A 15,414-nucleotide genomic window follows, 5' to 3' on the forward strand; every position below is an offset into this window, starting at 1 on the left:
CGCGATGGGGCGCGCAGCGCCCCCAGAGGCCCGTGACATCTGCAACCTATCTTTGCGAATGCAGACGGTTTCAGCATCGCCGGGGCCGCTGCGCGCCCCATCGCGGCCAGGTCCGCTCCAACAGATAGCGACAGATCGCTCTATTTCTCGGTCAAGGCAAACTCGGTCAGGCAAAAGGTCGGGATACCCGCTGCCTGCAAGCGCTGCGAACCGCCCAGCTCCGGCAAGTCGATGATCGCCGCCGCTTCAAACACCTGAGCCCCCATGCGCCGAACCAGGTTCGCCGCGGCAAGCAAGGTGCCACCCGTGGCGATCAGGTCATCGAAGATCAGGACCGAGTCGCCCTCGCACAAGCTGTCGGCATGCACTTCCAGGTACGCCTCACCATATTCCGTGGCATAGCCTTCGGCGATCACATCCGCGGGCAGCTTGCCTTGCTTGCGGAACAGAATCAGCGGCTTGTTCAGTTGGTGGGCAATGATCGAACCGATCAGAAAGCCGCGTGCGTCCATGGCGCCGATATGGCTGAAATCGGCTTCGACATAGCGCTGGATAAAACTGTCGGCCACCAGGCGCAAGGCTCGTGGCGACTGGAACAGTGGGGTAATGTCGCGAAAGATCACGCCGGGTTTCGGAAAGTCCAGTACCGGGCGGATGAGGGATTTGATGCAGAAAGGATCGTTAAGCATTGTGCAGGTCCTGGCAAGCGCGATGCCCGCCAGTATAGCTGCTCCGAGCCTCGCTTAGCCTTCCAGCGATCCACCTGCCAACGCGCACAGTTGAATCGGGTCAAGGATATGGATTTCCTTGCCTTCGGCGTTAATCAACTGGTTTTGCTGAAAGCGCGTGAATACCCGCGAGACGGTTTCGACGGCAAGGCCCAGGTAATTGCCGATTTCATTGCGTGACATACTCAGGCGGAACTGGTTGGCCGAATAACCGCGCGCGCGGAAGCGTGCGGAGAGATTGACCAGAAAGGTGGCGATGCGCTCGTCGGCGGTTTTTTTTGACAGCAGCAACATCATCTGTTGGTCGTCGCGAATCTCCCGGCTCATGACCCGCATCAACTGGCGACGCAGTTGCGGCAGCTGTACCGAGAGCTCATCCAGCCGTTCGAAGGGGATTTCACACACCGAGGTGGTTTCCTGCGCCTGGGCCGACACCGGGTAGCGTTCGGTGTCCATGCCGGACAGCCCGACCAGTTCGCTGGGCAGGTGAAAACCGGTGATCTGTTCTTCGCCGGCATCGCTCAGGCTGAAGGTTTTCAGGGCGCCGGAGCGGACAGCGTAAACCGAGCCGAAATCGTCACCCTGGCGGAACAGGAATTCACCCTTTTTCAATGGGCGACCGCGCTTGACGATTTCGTCCAGTGCATCCATGTCCTCCAGGTTCAGTGAAAGCGGAAGGCACAGGGGCGCCAGGCTGCAATCCTTGCAGTGGGCCTGGTTGTGGGCACGTAGTTTTACGGGCTCGGACATTTCTTCATTCCTTGTGGGAAAACACACATAAGCCGTAAGGGTACCTCACGCATACTGTTCAAACCAGCGGCCATCCTGATCAGATCACCCGCGAAAACCGCTGCGGGCTCTGTTGGCCAAGGTAGGCGTCGAACACCCTGCACACGGACCGCACCAGCAACCGCCCGGTGGGCAATATACGGATGCCGGTGCTGTCGAGTGCGATCAGGCGGTCGTCGGCCATGCCTTCAAGGGCCGGCCACTGAGCGTTGAAATAGCCGCGAAAATCGATAGTGAAGGCTTGCTCGATGGCGGTGAAATTCAGCTCGAAATGGCAGATCAGTTGCTGGATCACCGCGCGTCGCACACGGTCGTCCGGGCTGCATTCAAGGCCGCGGCAGGTGGCCAGTTGGGCGTTGTCCAGGGCGTTCTGGTAATCGTTCAGGTCGCTGCTGTTCTGGCAGTACACCTCACCGATCTGGCTGATTGCCGAGACGCCCAGGCCAATCAGGTCACAGTGGCCATGGGTGGTGTAGCCCTGGAAATTGCGCTGCAGGGTGGACTCTTCCTGGGCGATGGCCAACTCATCGTCGGGCAGTGCGAAGTGGTCCATGCCGATGTAACGGTAGCCGGCGCCGGTGAGCTGTTGGAGGGTGTTTTCAAGCATCGCAAGCTTGGCTGCCGGTGTCGGCAGGGCACTGCTGTCGATCCGTCGCTGGGGCATGAAGCGCTCCGGCAGATGGGCGTAGTTGAACACCGAGAGGCGGTCAGGCTGCCACTTGATGACTTCTTCCACGGTTTTCGCAAAACCCTGGGGTGTCTGGTTGGGCAAGCCGTAGATCAAGTCGACATTGACCGAGCGAAATTGCAGGGTTCGCGCCGCATCGATGATCGCGCGGGTCTGCTCCGGGGTTTGCAGGCGGTTGATGGCGCGCTGCACCGCAGGGTCCAGGTCCTGGACGCCGAGGCTGACCCGATTGAAGCCGAGCTCGCGCAACAGGCCCATGGTCGACCAGTCGGCCTCGCGCGGGTCGATCTCGATGCTGTAGTCGCCCGAGTCGTCATCCAGCAGATTGAAGTGAGTGCGCAGGTGCTGCATCAGCTGGCGCAGCTCGGTGTGGCTGAGAAAAGTCGGGGTGCCACCCCCCAGGTGCAGTTGCTCGACCCTTTGCCTGGGGTCCAGGTGGCAGGCGATCAGCTGGATTTCCTGCTGCAGCCTTTGCAGGTAGGGCTGGGCGCGACCGCGGTCTTTGGTGATGACCTTGTTGCAGGCGCAGTAATAGCAAATGTTCGCGCAAAACGGCACGTGCACGTACAGCGACAACGGGCGAGCGGCCCGGCGGCTTTCGCGCAAGGCTTGCAGCAGGTCAAAGGAGCCGACTTGAGTGTGGAATTGCACCGCTGTCGGGTAGGACGTATAGCGCGGGCCGGCCAGGTCATAGCGGCGAATCAGGTCAGCGTCCCAACGAAGAGCGTCGAGCATGGTGGGGTTCCCCGCAATGGCTGTGAGTGGCCAAAGTCTAGGGAATGGGGCGGCTTGGCGTGTTGATTTGCGTCAAGGGCCTTTCAGTGGCCCATCAGCCAGTGTTGGTGCGGGCCGGGCAGGGTCCACAGCCCGAACAGGATCACCAGCAGGCCACCCGCGACGCGCACGCCGCGGCGGCGCAGCAGTGCCTGGGTGCGCTCGGCGGCAAGGCCGGTGGCCAGCAACACCGGCCAGGTGCCTAGGCCAAAGGCCAGCATCAGGGCGGCGCTGTCCAGCGCATTACCTTGGCTCGCGGCCCACAACAGGGTGCTGTAGACCAATCCGCAGGGCAGCCAGCCCCACAAGGCGCCGAGCAACAAGGCCCGGGGCAGGCTCGATACCGGCAGCAGGCGGGTGGCCAGCGGTTGAATGTGCCGCCATAACCCACGGCCGAGGCTTTCTATGCGGGTCAGACCGCTCCACCAGCCGGCCAGGTACAAGCCCATGGCGATCAACAGCAGGGCTGCAACGACGCGCATCACCATGGCCGCTGGGCTGTTGGCCAGGGCCCAGCCGCCCAGGCCGATCAACAGGCCTGCACAGGCGTAGCTGAGGATGCGGCCCAGGTTGTAGGCCAGCAGCAGGCGAAAGCGGCGGCCGCGTTGCTCCTGGGGGATGGCCAGGGTCAGGGCGCCCATCAGGCCGCCGCACATGCCCAGACAGTGGCCGCCCCCGAGCAGGCCGAGAATGATTGCCGAGACCAGCAGCGGCAACAGCTCAGGCACGAGGCGGCGACTTGTCGGTGGGCGGCGCTTGCTCGTTTTTGCTCGAATCCACGGCAGCCGTGTGGTTCGGGTCCTGATCATCGAACAGGATGCTGTGGGCCGGGCCGTCGAGGTCGTCGTACTGGCCGCTGTCCACCGCCCAGAAGAAGATGTAGACGGCAATACCGACAAGCACGAGCGCCGCGGGGATCATCACGTAAAGCGCGGGCATGGTAACTCCTGGTCAGGCGGTGGCCGGCCGCGTATCGGTGGCTGAGGGCATGGGCTCGGGTAGCGCCTTGACGCGGGTCAGGCGCAAGGCATTGAGGACCACCGTCAGCGAGCTGAGCGACATGCCGATAGCAGCCCAGACCGGTGTGATCCAGCCCAGGGCTGCAAAGGGCAACATGAGGCCATTGTACAGCCCGGCCCAGAGCAGGTTTTCGATGATTACCCGGCGAGTACGACGAGCCAGGTGCAGGGCTTGCACCAGTGCGTCGAGTCGGTTGCAGAGCAGCACGGCGTCGGCACTGGTCTTGGCAAGGTCGGTGGCCGAGCCCATGGCCACGCTGATGTCCGCAGCGGCCAATACCGGAACGTCATTGACCCCGTCGCCGAGCATCAACACCTTGCGACCTTCGGCGTGCAGCGCCTGCAGCACCTTCAGCTTGTCATCGGGGCGAAGACCGCCACGAGCCTCGTCGATGCCCAGCTCTGCGGCGACGCTGGCGACCATGGGCGAACGATCGCCTGACAACAACAAGGTTTTCCAGCCACGGGCTTTGCAGGCGGCCAGCAGGGCCGGGGCATCGCTGCGCAGGCGGTCGTCGAGGGCAAACCAGCCGAGGGGGCCCTGGAGGTCGCCCAGCAGCAGCCATTGGCCGCTGTTCTCGGGTGTGGCCGGTACCGGGCAGCCGCTCAGGGCACAGACAAAATGCGCTTCGCCAATGCGCAGTTGATGATCGCCGACCACCCCCTCGAGCCCCAGGCCAGGGTGGTTGATCACCTGTTCGGCAGCCTCCGGGGGGCGGCCAAAGGCGCGGGCAATCGGGTGTTCGGAGCGGTGTTCCAGTGCCGCCGCAAGCGCCAGGCACTGGTCTGCATTCAGGTGGCCCAATACACGGATGGCGCGCAACACCAGCCGGCCTTCAGTCAGCGTGCCGGTCTTGTCGAAAATCACCGTGTCGATCTGGTTCAGCCCTTCAAGCACATGGCCACGGGTCAGCAGCAGGCCCAGGCGGTGCAGGCTGCCGGTGGCGGCGGTGAGGGCTGTAGGGGTCGCCAGAGACAGGGCGCAGGGGCACGTGGCAACCAGCATGGCGAGTACGATCCAGAATGCGCGTGAGGCATCCAGTTGCCACCAGAGCAGGCCAATGGCGGCCGCGGCTATCAACGAGATCAACAGGAACCACTGGGCGGCGCGGTCGGCCATTTCGGCCAGGCGCGGCTTCTCGGCCTGGGCCCGTTCCAGCAGGCGCACGATGGCCGACAACCGCGTGTCCTGCCCCAGCGCCAGGACTTCAACGGTCAGTGGCCCTTCGACGTTAAGGGTGCCGGCGGTGACCGCGTCACCCATGCCGCGCGGATGGGGCAGATACTCACCGGTCAGCAAGGATTCGTCGATGCTCGACTGGCCGTCAAGAATGCGGCCATCGGCTGGCATCACCGCGCCGGGATGGATCAGTACCCGGTCACCCACCGACAGCTCATTGAGCAGGATACGTTCGCCCCGGCCTTGCGCATCCAGGCGCAAGCAGGAGGCCGGAAGCAAATTGACCAGTTGGGCAGTGGCCGCAGCAGTCCGTTCACGGGCTCGTCGCTCCAGATAGCGGCCGCTGAGGAGGAACAGCGCAAACATCCCCACCGCATCGAAATACAGCTCGCCACTGCCGCTGATGGCTGTCCAGATCCCGGCGATGTAAGCGCCGCCGATGGCCAGCGACACCGACACATCCATGGTCAGGTGGCGGGTGCGCAGATCGCGCGCCGCGCCGCGAAAGAACGGTTTGCAGCTGTAGAACACGATCGGCGTCGTCAGAAACAGCGCGACCCAGCGCAGGATGGTGTGCATCTGCGGGCTGAGGTCGATATTGAATTCCGGCCAGGTGGCCATGGTCGCCATCATCGCCTGGAACCACAACAACCCGGCGACGCCCAGCTGGCGCAGGGCGGTGCGGTTCTCGCCAGCCAGATGTTCGGCGGCGCGGTCGGCCTGGTAAGGATGAGCGCCATAGCCGATCTGGCGCAGCTCGCTGAGCAGGGCGCTGAGCGGCAGCTGGCTGTCAGCCCATTGCACCAGCAAGCGGTGGTTGGACAGGTTGAGCCGCGCTTCGGCGACCGCCGGCAGGCGGCGCAGGTGCTTCTCGATCAGCCAGCCACAGGCCGCGCAGCTGATGCCTTCGATCAACAGGGTGGTTTCAGCCAGCTCGCCTTCGTGGCGAACGAAGGGCTGTTGCACGTCGGCGCGGTCGTACAGTGCCAGCTCATCGACCAGTTGCACCGGCAGCGCATCGGGGTTGGTCGACGCCTCGCTGCGGTGCTGGTAGTAGCTTTCCAGCTGGCCAGCGACGATGGCTTCGGCCACCGCCTGGCAGCCCGGGCAGCAGAACTGCCGTGGCTCACCAAGCACGATGGCGCTGAAGCGACTGCCCGCGGGAACGGGCAGGGCGCAGTGATAGCAGGGCGTGGGGTTGGTCATGGTTGAAGTCGCTGCGGGGCCGCCATCATTTGTCCAGGTGTTCTGCGCCTTGCAGCGGCTCGTCACCCAGCTTGAGCGTCACGTCATGGCCGACCTGCTCTTCTTCGAACATCCGCCAGGTCTGGCCGTTCTGGCTGCCGAGCAGCTCGACAAAGCGCCGGCCCTCGACCTTGTCACCCAGCTGGCCGATATAGCGGCCCGGTTCGCTGCCACTGTGGGTCAGCGCCACGTTGCGGTCTTTTTGTGGCTGGGTAGGGGAGATCAGGTTCAGTTGCAGGCTGTCGGGTTGGCTGTCGCCGGAAAGGTGCAGCTCGACTTCGCCGGTCAACTCGTCCAGGTGCACGGTAGCCCGCAGCTTCAGTGTCTGCGCCAGCAGCTCACGGTCCAGGGAGCGGTTGATGCCCTTGCCGGCCTCGTAGTAGTTATCGTTGACCAGGTTGTCCTGGTTGCGCACGGCGATGGTCACCGTGGTCAGCGTCAGGGCCACCGAGCAGCCCAGGGCGCCGATGATGAACCAGGGCCAGCGATGTTTGTACCAGGGGCTGGAAGCAGTTGCTGCAGGCATGTGTACTTCTCTCAACGAACGTGTGGGCCGATGAATCGGCTCTTGGCTTGGACTTCGACGCCGCTGTTGTCGGCATCCTTGAGGATGAAGAACACCTCGTTGGTGCTCGACGGCAGCTTCTCGGGTGCAATCGACAATTCCACCGGCATGCTGACGATATCGCCGGCGCCGACGCGGATTTCGCCTGGGCCTTGCAGTTTCAGGTCAGGCAGGCCTGAGGCTTGCAGCACGTAGACGTGGTCGCGCTGGTCCTTGTTCATGATTTTCAGGCTGTAGACGTTTTCGATCCGGCCCTCGGCGTTTTCGCGGTACAGCACGCGGTCCTTGCTGACGTCGAAGCCGACCAGCGAGCGCATCACGAAGGCGGTGACCAGCAGGCTGATCATCAACAGCAGCACCGCGGCGTAGCCGATCAGGCGTGGCCGCAGTTTATGGGTTTTTTGCCCGGACAGGTTGTGCTCGGTGGTGTAACTGATGAGCCCGCGCGGGTAGTTCATCTTGTCCATGATGGTGTCGCAGGCGTCGATGCAGGCAGCGCAGCCAATGCATTCGATTTGCAGGCCGTCGCGGATATCGATGCCGGTCGGGCAGACCTGAACGCACATAGTGCAGTCGATGCAATCGCCCAGGCCCTGGGCCTTGTAGTCGATGTCTTTCTTGCGTGGCCCACGGGTTTCGCCACGCCGAGGGTCGTAGGACACGATCAGGGTGTCTTTGTCGAACATCACGCTCTGGAAGCGCGCATACGGGCACATGTAGATGCACACCTGCTCGCGCAGCCAGCCGGCGTTGCCATAGGTGGCGAGGGTGAAGAAGCCGACCCAGAAATACGCCCAGCCATCGGCTTGCCCGGTGAAGAAGTCCAGGGTCAGTTCGCGGATGGGGGAGAAGTAGCCGACAAAGGTGATGCCGGTGACAAGGCCGATCAGCAGCCAGAGGCTGTGCTTGGCGGCCTTGCGCAGCAGCTTGTTGCTGCTCATGGGCGCCTTGTCGAGCTTGATGCGCTGGTTGCGGTCGCCTTCGGTGACCTTTTCGCACCACATGAAGATCCAGGTCCAGACGCTTTGCGGGCAGGTATAGCCGCACCACACGCGCCCGGCATAGACAGTGATGAAAAACAGGCCGAAGGCGGCGATGATCAGCATTCCCGACAAGAGGATGAAGTCCTGGGGCCAGAAGGTCGCGCCGAAGATGTAGAACTTGCGTTCGGGCAGGTTCCACCACACCGCCTGATGACCGCCCCAGTTCAGCCACACCGTGCCGAAATACACCAGGAACAGAAAGGCACCGCCGGCCATGCGCAGGTTGCGGAACAGCCCGGTAAAGGCGCGGGTGTAGATTTTTTCCCGAGCGGCGTAGAGGTCTACGCTGTCGTTCTCTTTCCTGGCAGGCGGGGTAACGTCATGGACCGGAATCTGCTTGCTCATCAGTGAGTCCCACGGCAGTGGAGAGTGCCGCGGCCAGTACATGCCAGCCGCAGTCAGAAGAGTATCGCTCTGGGATCAATGATACGCCTGTGATCCGAGTGCGAGGGTGCGACCTTTGGTCGCGTTGGGGAAAGCTATTTTATGGTGTAGTGATCTGGGTCAATTGACTGTTTGGACAACTTGATATTCCCGTTCTCGGGGACTTCAAAAGCTTCGCGGGCAAGCTCGCTCCCACAGGTTCAATACATCACCAATGTGGGAGCGGGCTTGCCCGCGAATGGGTCCTGCGTGTAATCCCCCCACCTTACTCGGTGGTCTTCTCACCCTGCGACAGGCTGTAGACATAGGCGGCCAGCAAGTGGACCTTGTCGTTGCCCTGGATCGCTTCTTGCGCAGGCATCTGGCCCTGGCGGCCGTAACGGATAGTCTGCTGCAGTTGGGCGAAGCTGGAACCGTAGATGAACCCTTGCGGGTGGGTCAGGTCAGGGGCGCCCATGGCGGGGGTGCCTTTGCCTTGCGGGCCGTGGCAGGCGACGCAGTTGGCAGCGAAAAGCTTTTGCCCGTTGGCGACGTCGACCTTGGCGTTTTCCGGCGGTTTGCGACCGTCCAGGTTGGACAGTACGTAGCCGGCCACGTCAGCAACGCCTTGCTCGCCGATGACTTCAGCCCAGGCCGGCATGACCGCATGGCGACCGCCCATGATGCTGGTCTTGATGGTCTGGGGCTCGCCACCCCAGCGCCAGTCGGTGTCGGTCAGGTTCGGGAAACCATAAGCGCCCTTGGCATCGGAACCGTGGCACACCGAGCAGTTGGAGGCGAACAGGCGGCCCCCCATTTTCAGTGCTTGCGAGTCTTTGGCGACTTCTTCGATAGGCATGGCGGCGAACTTGGCGAAGATCGGACCGAAACGCGCATCGGAGCGGGCCATTTCCTTTTCCCATTCATGTACGCCGGTCCAGCCGGTCTGGCCGTTGGCAAACGGGGTCTGCTTTTCGTTGTCCAGGTAGTTGTAGCCCGGCAGCAAGCCTTTCCAGTTGCCCAGGCCCGGGTACAGGACCAGGTAGCCAAGAGCGAACACGATGGTGCCCACAAACAGCATGAACCACCACTTGGGCAGCGGGTTGTCGTACTCCTCGATGCCATCGAAGGAGTGACCGACGGTCTCATCGGTGACTTCAGTGCGCTGGCCCTTGCGGGTCGACAGCAGCAGCCAGGTCAGGGCAAAAATGGTCCCCAGACTCAGCACGGTGACATACAGACTCCAGAAGGTAGTCATTTGTTGTTACTCCTAGCAGCTCTCGCGTCCGATTTCGCTTGCTCGACATGCTTGATGGCCTCGGGGTCATCCGCAAATGGCAGCAAGGTCGCTTCGTCGAACTCGGACTTGCGCCGAGAGCTGAACACCCACAACGCCAGCCCGATAAAGGCCACCATCACGACGACGGTGCCCAGGCCACGAATCATCCCGATATCCATCAAGGTCACCGTTTGCTTTTGATGATGGTGCCAAGGCCCTGAAGGTAGGCGACCACGGCGTCCATTTCAGTCTTGCCCTTGACGGCGGCCTGGGCACCGGCAATGTCTTCGTCGGTGTACGGCACGCCCAGGGAGCGCAGGACTTCCATCTTCTTGGCGGTTTCCTTGCCGTCGAGCTTGTTCTCGACCAGGAACGGATACGCCGGCATTTTCGACTCGGGTACAACGTTGCGTGGGTTATACAAATGCGCGCGGTGCCAATCGTCGGAGTAACGACCGCCAACCCGGGCAAGGTCCGGCCCGGTGCGCTTGGAACCCCACAGGAACGGGTGGTCCCAGACGCTTTCGCCGGCAACCGAGTAGTGGCCGTAGCGTTCGGTTTCGGCGCGGAACGGGCGAATCATCTGCGAGTGGCAACCGACACAGCCGTTGGCGATGTACACGTCACGGCCTTCGAGCTCCAGGGCCGGGCGTGGCTTCATGCCCTCGACCGGCTTGTTGGTCACGTCCTGAAAGAACAGCGGAACGATCTGGGTCAGGCCACCGATGCTGACGGCGATGACCATGAAAAAGGCCAGCAGGCCGATGTTCTTCTCAACTGCTTCATGCTTCATCAATGAGCTCCCACAACGACGATCTTGGTCGCAGCTTCCGCTTCAACCGGGTTCGAGGCCCGTACGGTGCGGAACACGTTCCAGGCCATCAGCAGCATCCCGGCAGCGAAGAAGGCGCCGCCCAGGGCACGGACGATATAGCCCGGGTGACTGGCCTGCAGGGCTTCGACGAAGGAGTAGGTGAGGGTGCCGTCGTCGTTGATGGCGCGCCACATCAGGCCCTGGGTGATGCCATTGACCCACATCGAGGCGATGTAGAGCACGGTGCCGATGGTGGCCAGCCAGAAGTGCGCGTTGATCAGGCCGACACTGTGCATCTGCGGACGACCGAACAGTTTGGGGATCATGTGGTAGATCGCGCCGATGGAAATCATCGCCACCCAGCCCAGGGCACCGGCGTGTACGTGGCCGATGGTCCAGTCGGTGTAGTGGGAGAGGGCGTTGACGGTCTTGATGGCCATCATCGGGCCTTCGAAGGTCGACATGCCATAGAACGCCAGCGACACCACCAGAAAGCGCAGGATCGGGTCGGTACGCAGCTTATGCCAGGCGCCCGAGAGGGTCATCATGCCGTTGATCATGCCGCCCCAGCTGGGCGCCAGCAGGATGATCGACATGGCCATGCCCAGCGACTGCGCCCAGTCCGGCAGCGCGGTGTAGTGCAGGTGGTGCGGGCCGGCCCAGATATAGAGGGTGATCAGTGCCCAGAAGTGCACGATCGACAGGCGATAGGAATAGATCGGACGTTCGGCCTGCTTGGGCACGAAGTAGTACATCATCCCCAGAAAGCCCGTGGTCAGGAAGAAGCCCACGGCGTTGTGGCCATACCACCACTGGATCATTGCATCGGTCGCGCCGGAGTAGGCCGAATAGGACTTGAACAAGCTCACTGGCAGCGACATGTGGTTGACGATGTGCAGCATCGCGGTGACGACGATGAAGGCACCGTAGAACCAGTTGCCGACGTAGATGTGCTTGGTCTTGCGCTTGACGATGGTGCCGAAGAACACCACCCCGTAGGTCACCCAGACGATGGCCAGCAAAATGGCAATCGGCCATTCCAGCTCGGCGTATTCCTTGGTGGTGGTGTAGCCCAGCGGCAGGGTGATGATGGCAGCGACGATGACGGCCTGCCAACCCCAGAAGGTAAAGGCCGCGAGGCTGTCGGAAATCAGGCGCGTCTGGCAGGTTCGCTGCACGACGTAGTAGGAGGTGGCAAACAGAGCACAACCACCGAAGGCAAAGATCACCAGGTTGGTGTGCAGCGGGCGAAGGCGTCCAAAGGTCGTCCATGGCAGGTCAAAGTTAAGCTCTGGCCAGACCAGTTGCGAGGCGATGAATACGCCGAGCCCCATTCCAAGGATCCCCCAGACCACCGTCATGATGGCGAACTGGCGGACTACCTTATAGTTATAAGCAGTCGGACTGATTGCTGTGCTCATTCTAAGGTTCCACGGTTTAGGTGTTTTTATAAGTAGAAAATCGGCGCAAGTATGTATAAACCGTGTGGTCTTTGCAACGCGATGGAGCCGCTGCCAACCCTTGCCAAAGCCGATTCCACGGGCCTTTCAGCCGTCAAGCGGCGGCAATTGTACACAATCTTTTATACAAGTCCTTAGCATTTTTGTTCAATATTTCAAGGCCAATTACCAGCCGTTCTGCCCCTCGGGAGCAACGACAAGAACCGTGAAGTGGCATGAACCGGCCACTACCGTCCTTACAGCGCCCAGACCCTGCAGGTCTGGCCCGTAAGCAGTGCCATCGAAAAACCGCTTGGAGCGGTTTGGCAAGAAGCTTAGTCGGGCATTGACAGGGCTGCAAAACTACCTTGGAAGGGGTGCGACACTCTGTCGCAAGCGAGGCGCGAGGCCAGACAAGCTGCGCCGCGAGAAAAACACCGAGCTCCATCCCGACGATGGCGTATTGGCGGACCACCTTATAGTTGTAGGCGGCACTGCGGGTTGTGTTCATGTATGGGTTTCCATCCACGGTTATAGGCAGACTTTTCAAAAGCGAGGCAAGCATGAGTAATGGGCAGGGTGCCGGTATTGACGGGGATCAATGGGCGCAGCAGGGCTGGTTGTGGAACGCCCCGCAGGTTCAGGCGGGTGAGGGGCCGGCAGCGTGCCTGATCCTTGCCCATGGCGCGGGTGCGCCGATGGACAGTACGTTCATGGAACAGATGGCTGCCAAGCTGGCGGCGCGGGGGGTTGGGGTGTTGCGCTTCGAGTTTCCGTACATGGCCCAGCGCCGAGTCGATGGCGGTAAACGCCCACCTGACCCCAAGGCTCGATTGCTCGAATGCTGGCGTGAGGTGTATGCCACTGTGCGACCTCAAGTCGCAGGGCGGCTGGCCATCGGCGGCAAGTCCATGGGCGGGCGCATGGCCAGCCTGTTGGCTGATGAGTTGGAGGCGGATGCACTGGTATGCCTGGGCTATCCGTTCTATGCCGCGGGCAAACCGGAAAAGCCACGGGTTGAGCACTTGCCAGCGTTGAAGACGCCGACCTTGATCGTGCAGGGCGAGCGGGATGCGCTGGGCAATCGCCAGACGGTAGAGGGGTATGAATTATCGCCGACGATCGAGCTGTGCTGGCTGGTGGCGGGGGATCATGACTTGAAGCCATTGAAGGCGTCGGGGTTTACCCATGAGCAGCACCTGGACGCGGCGGCGGAGCGGGTGGCGGCTTTCCTGCTCGGGCGTTGAATGAACGACTGAAATCCTTGTGGGAGCGGATTTATCCGCGAATAGCGGTTTATCAGGCGGACCGCGTTGTCCCTATTCGCGGATGAATCCGCTCCCACATTAATTGAATCCAGCAAGACGACCCGGTGTCAGCGGTTGAAGCGCTCCACCAGCGAGTACTGCCCATTGGCCGTCCGGGTCAGCTCTTCGCTCAGCAGGGCTGAGCGCTGGGCCTGTTCGGAGGTCTGGTCGGCCAGGTCAGCGATGGTGCTGATATTGCGGCTGATCTCTTCCGCCACGGCGGTCTGCTCTTCGGTCGCGGCGGCGATCTGGGTGGTCATGTCGGTAATGTTGGCCACCGCTTCGCTGATTCCCACCAGCGCCTGGTCCGCTTCCAGCACCCGCGCCACGCCTTCCTGGGCCTGACGATGACCGGCATCCATGGTCTGCACCGCCGCATTGGCGGTGTGTTGCAGCTTGGCGATCAGGGTGTGGATTTGCCCGGTAGACTCGGCGGTACGCTGCGCCAGTTGCCGGACCTCATCGGCGACCACCGCGAAACCGCGGCCCATCTCACCGGCACGGGCGGCTTCGATCGCGGCGTTCAAGGCCAGCAGGTTGGTCTGGTCGGCAATGCCTTTGATCACATCGACCACACCGCCGATCTCGTCGCTGTCGCGTGCCAGTTGGGTCACGGTCAGGCCGGTTTCACCCACGGCCCTGGACAGTCGCTCAATCGCCTCACGGGTTTCGCCGGCGATATCGCGGCCGCGACCGGTCAGCAGGTTGGCCTGCTGGGTGGCGTCGGCGGTGCGCTGGACGTGGCTGGCCACTTCCTGGGTGGTCGCGGCCATCTGGTTGACGGCGGTAGCGACTTGCTCGGTCTCGACACGCTGGCGTTCCAGGCCCCGGGAGCTGTTGTGGGCCAGTGTGTCGGATTCGCGCGCCTGTCCGGTCAGGTGCTCAGCGCTGTCCTGCAGGCGCGTCAGGCAGGTTTTCAGACGGGCATCCTGGCTGAGCATGGCCAATTCCAGGCGGCCCTGGACGCCACGGCTGTCGGTGTACATTTGCGCGATCAGCGGGTCCGAGGTGGTTTGCTCGGCCAGGCGCAGCAGGCGCTTGAGACCGCGTTGTTGCCAGCTCAGGCCCAGCAACCCCAGCGGCACCGACAGCGCGGCGGCAAGGGCAAAGCCCCAGGAGGAGTCGAGCCAGGCACCGATCAGGAAGCTGGCCTGGCTGATCAGAATGAACGGCAGCCAGTCCTGCACCACCGGCAGCCACTGGTCGCGCTTGGGCACCGCCGATTTGCCCTGGTTCAGGCGCTGGTACAACGCCTGGGCGCGGCGAATCTGTTCGGCGGTCGGCTTGACCCGCACCGACTCGAAACCTACCACCTGGTTGTTCTCGAACACCGGGGTCACATAGGCATTGACCCAGTAGTGGTCGCCGTTCTTGCAACGGTTCTTGACGATGCCCATCCACGGCTGGCCCTGGCGCAGGGTCGCCCACATATGCGCGAACACCGCCGGCGGTACGTCCGGGTGGCGCACCAGGTTGTGCGGCGCGCGCAGCAGTTCCTCACGGGTGAACCCGCTGATCTCGACAAAGGCGTCGTTACAGTAGCTGATCATGCCCTTGGCATCGGTGGTCGAAATCAACCGCTGTTGGGCCGGGAAAGTCCGTTCTCTCTGGGTAATCGGTTGGTTGTTGCGCATGTGGGTTCAATCCGCGGGGCTTTGACAGGGTATCGGCCGGATCGCGGAATAATTGAATCATTTTTTGAAAGGTTATTTGGCCTCCAGTTGCAGGCGTGCACGGACTTGGGCATCGCTGGCCACTTCCAGCGCCAGGGTGGTGACCTGCGCACCTGCTGCGGTGAGGTGTTCAAGCCAGCCAAGCAAGTCCACCAGGCCACCGGCCAGTTCCAGGCTGACGCGTTGGTGGCTGTCGGTGTCCATTCGTTCGAGGTTCAGGTTGGCGTCGGCGCTGCTGCGGGTCAGTAGCCCCGGCAGATCACTGGCCTGCAGGCGTGCTGCGGTTTGAGGCTGTACCGCGGGCAGACGCTTGATCAGATCGGCCAGTTGCTGCTCGTCGTGATAACGCGCTTTCGCCGCCGTCAGGGCCTCGCGTTGAGGCTGCCAGATCAACCCGTAAAAAGCGCTTGTCGCCAGAAAAACGCAGAGTGCGATCAAGGCCGTACGTTCGCGATCTTGCAGTTGTTGCCAGCGTTGGCGCCAGGCGGGGAAAAGACGATGGGGCATG

15 protein-coding genes and 1 pseudogene are annotated in these 15,414 nt (G+C 62.3%); 1 reads left to right on the forward strand and 15 read right to left on the reverse strand.

Going from position 1 to position 15,414, the window contains the following annotated elements; all coding sequences use genetic code 11:
* Nucleotides 1-140 precede the first annotated feature (140 nt).
* The 13 genes and pseudogenes from GUY40_RS14745 to GUY40_RS28795 form a co-directional block, all read right to left on the reverse strand.
* Nucleotides 141-689 (reverse strand): adenine phosphoribosyltransferase, encoded by a 549-nt coding sequence (locus tag GUY40_RS14745; protein ID WP_166569652.1) that lies wholly within the window; start codon nucleotides 687-689, stop codon nucleotides 141-143.
* A gap of 54 nt (nucleotides 690-743) precedes the next feature.
* Nucleotides 744-1,478 carry a Crp/Fnr family transcriptional regulator FnrA gene (gene fnrA / locus GUY40_RS14750; protein ID WP_166569653.1) on the reverse strand — a complete coding sequence of 245 codons (735 nt, stop codon included), beginning with the start codon at nucleotides 1,476-1,478 and terminating at the stop codon, nucleotides 744-746.
* 79 nt (nucleotides 1,479-1,557) lie between these two features.
* Nucleotides 1,558-2,940, reverse strand: coding sequence for an oxygen-independent coproporphyrinogen III oxidase (hemN, locus tag GUY40_RS14755; RefSeq protein WP_166569654.1), 1,383 nt, complete (start codon nucleotides 2,938-2,940; stop codon nucleotides 1,558-1,560).
* A gap of 83 nt (nucleotides 2,941-3,023) precedes the next feature.
* On the reverse strand, nucleotides 3,024-3,707 hold the full coding sequence (locus GUY40_RS14760) for a sulfite exporter TauE/SafE family protein (protein WP_166569655.1): 684 nt from the start codon (nucleotides 3,705-3,707) through the stop codon (nucleotides 3,024-3,026).
* Nucleotides 3,700-3,918 (reverse strand): cbb3-type cytochrome oxidase assembly protein CcoS, encoded by a 219-nt coding sequence (gene ccoS / locus GUY40_RS14765; RefSeq protein WP_166569656.1) that lies wholly within the window; start codon nucleotides 3,916-3,918, stop codon nucleotides 3,700-3,702. Before ccoS ends, GUY40_RS14760 begins: the two co-directional genes overlap by 8 nt.
* A 12-nt stretch (nucleotides 3,919-3,930) precedes the next feature.
* Nucleotides 3,931-6,384: a heavy metal translocating P-type ATPase gene (locus GUY40_RS14770; RefSeq protein WP_166569657.1), complete on the reverse strand. Its 2,454-nt coding sequence runs from the start codon at nucleotides 6,382-6,384 to the stop codon at nucleotides 3,931-3,933.
* 25 nt (nucleotides 6,385-6,409) lie between these two features.
* The gene (locus GUY40_RS14775) at nucleotides 6,410-6,949 is read right to left on the reverse strand and encodes a FixH family protein (RefSeq protein ID WP_166569658.1); all 540 of its coding nucleotides are present in this window, start codon (nucleotides 6,947-6,949) and stop codon (nucleotides 6,410-6,412) included.
* Between the two features lie 11 nt (nucleotides 6,950-6,960).
* On the reverse strand, nucleotides 6,961-8,376 hold the full coding sequence (gene ccoG / locus GUY40_RS14780; protein WP_166569659.1) for a cytochrome c oxidase accessory protein CcoG: 1,416 nt from the start codon (nucleotides 8,374-8,376) through the stop codon (nucleotides 6,961-6,963).
* Nucleotides 8,377-8,680: 304 nt separating this feature from the next.
* Nucleotides 8,681-9,652, reverse strand: a complete 972-nt coding sequence (gene ccoP, locus GUY40_RS14785; RefSeq protein WP_166569660.1) for a cytochrome-c oxidase, cbb3-type subunit III — start codon at nucleotides 9,650-9,652, stop codon at nucleotides 8,681-8,683.
* On the reverse strand, nucleotides 9,649-9,852 hold the full coding sequence (locus GUY40_RS14790) for a cbb3-type cytochrome c oxidase subunit 3 (RefSeq protein WP_166569661.1): 204 nt from the start codon (nucleotides 9,850-9,852) through the stop codon (nucleotides 9,649-9,651). Before GUY40_RS14790 ends, ccoP begins: the two co-directional genes overlap by 4 nt.
* Before the next feature lie 5 nt (nucleotides 9,853-9,857).
* Complete coding sequence (ccoO, locus tag GUY40_RS14795) at nucleotides 9,858-10,466, reverse strand: cytochrome-c oxidase, cbb3-type subunit II (protein ID WP_166569662.1); 609 nt, start codon at nucleotides 10,464-10,466, stop codon at nucleotides 9,858-9,860.
* A complete protein-coding gene (gene ccoN, locus GUY40_RS14800; RefSeq protein ID WP_166569663.1) occupies nucleotides 10,466-11,908 on the reverse strand; it encodes a cytochrome-c oxidase, cbb3-type subunit I in 1,443 nt (480 codons plus the stop codon). Before ccoN ends, ccoO begins: the two co-directional genes overlap by 1 nt.
* A gap of 424 nt (nucleotides 11,909-12,332) precedes the next feature.
* Nucleotides 12,333-12,437: pseudogene (locus GUY40_RS28795) on the reverse strand (hypothetical protein); the annotation flags it as partial.
* Nucleotides 12,438-12,489: 52 nt separating this feature from the next.
* Between GUY40_RS28795 and GUY40_RS14805 the strand changes: the two are divergent.
* The gene (locus GUY40_RS14805; RefSeq protein WP_166569664.1) at nucleotides 12,490-13,173 is read left to right on the forward strand and encodes an alpha/beta family hydrolase; all 684 of its coding nucleotides are present in this window, start codon (nucleotides 12,490-12,492) and stop codon (nucleotides 13,171-13,173) included.
* Between the two features lie 128 nt (nucleotides 13,174-13,301).
* Here the strand turns inward: GUY40_RS14805 and GUY40_RS14810 are convergent, their stop codons facing one another.
* Nucleotides 13,302-14,867, reverse strand: coding sequence for a PAS domain-containing methyl-accepting chemotaxis protein (locus GUY40_RS14810; protein WP_166569665.1), 1,566 nt, complete (start codon nucleotides 14,865-14,867; stop codon nucleotides 13,302-13,304).
* Nucleotides 14,868-14,939: 72 nt separating this feature from the next.
* Nucleotides 14,940-15,413, reverse strand: coding sequence for a type II secretion system protein GspM (gene gspM, locus GUY40_RS14815; protein WP_166569666.1), 474 nt, complete (start codon nucleotides 15,411-15,413; stop codon nucleotides 14,940-14,942).
* Nucleotide 15,414 lies beyond the last annotated feature (1 nt).

Origin of the sequence: Pseudomonas sp. R5(2019) (genome assembly GCF_009905435.1) — a bacterium.
In the GTDB taxonomy this organism is placed as follows: domain Bacteria; phylum Pseudomonadota; class Gammaproteobacteria; order Pseudomonadales; family Pseudomonadaceae; genus Aquipseudomonas.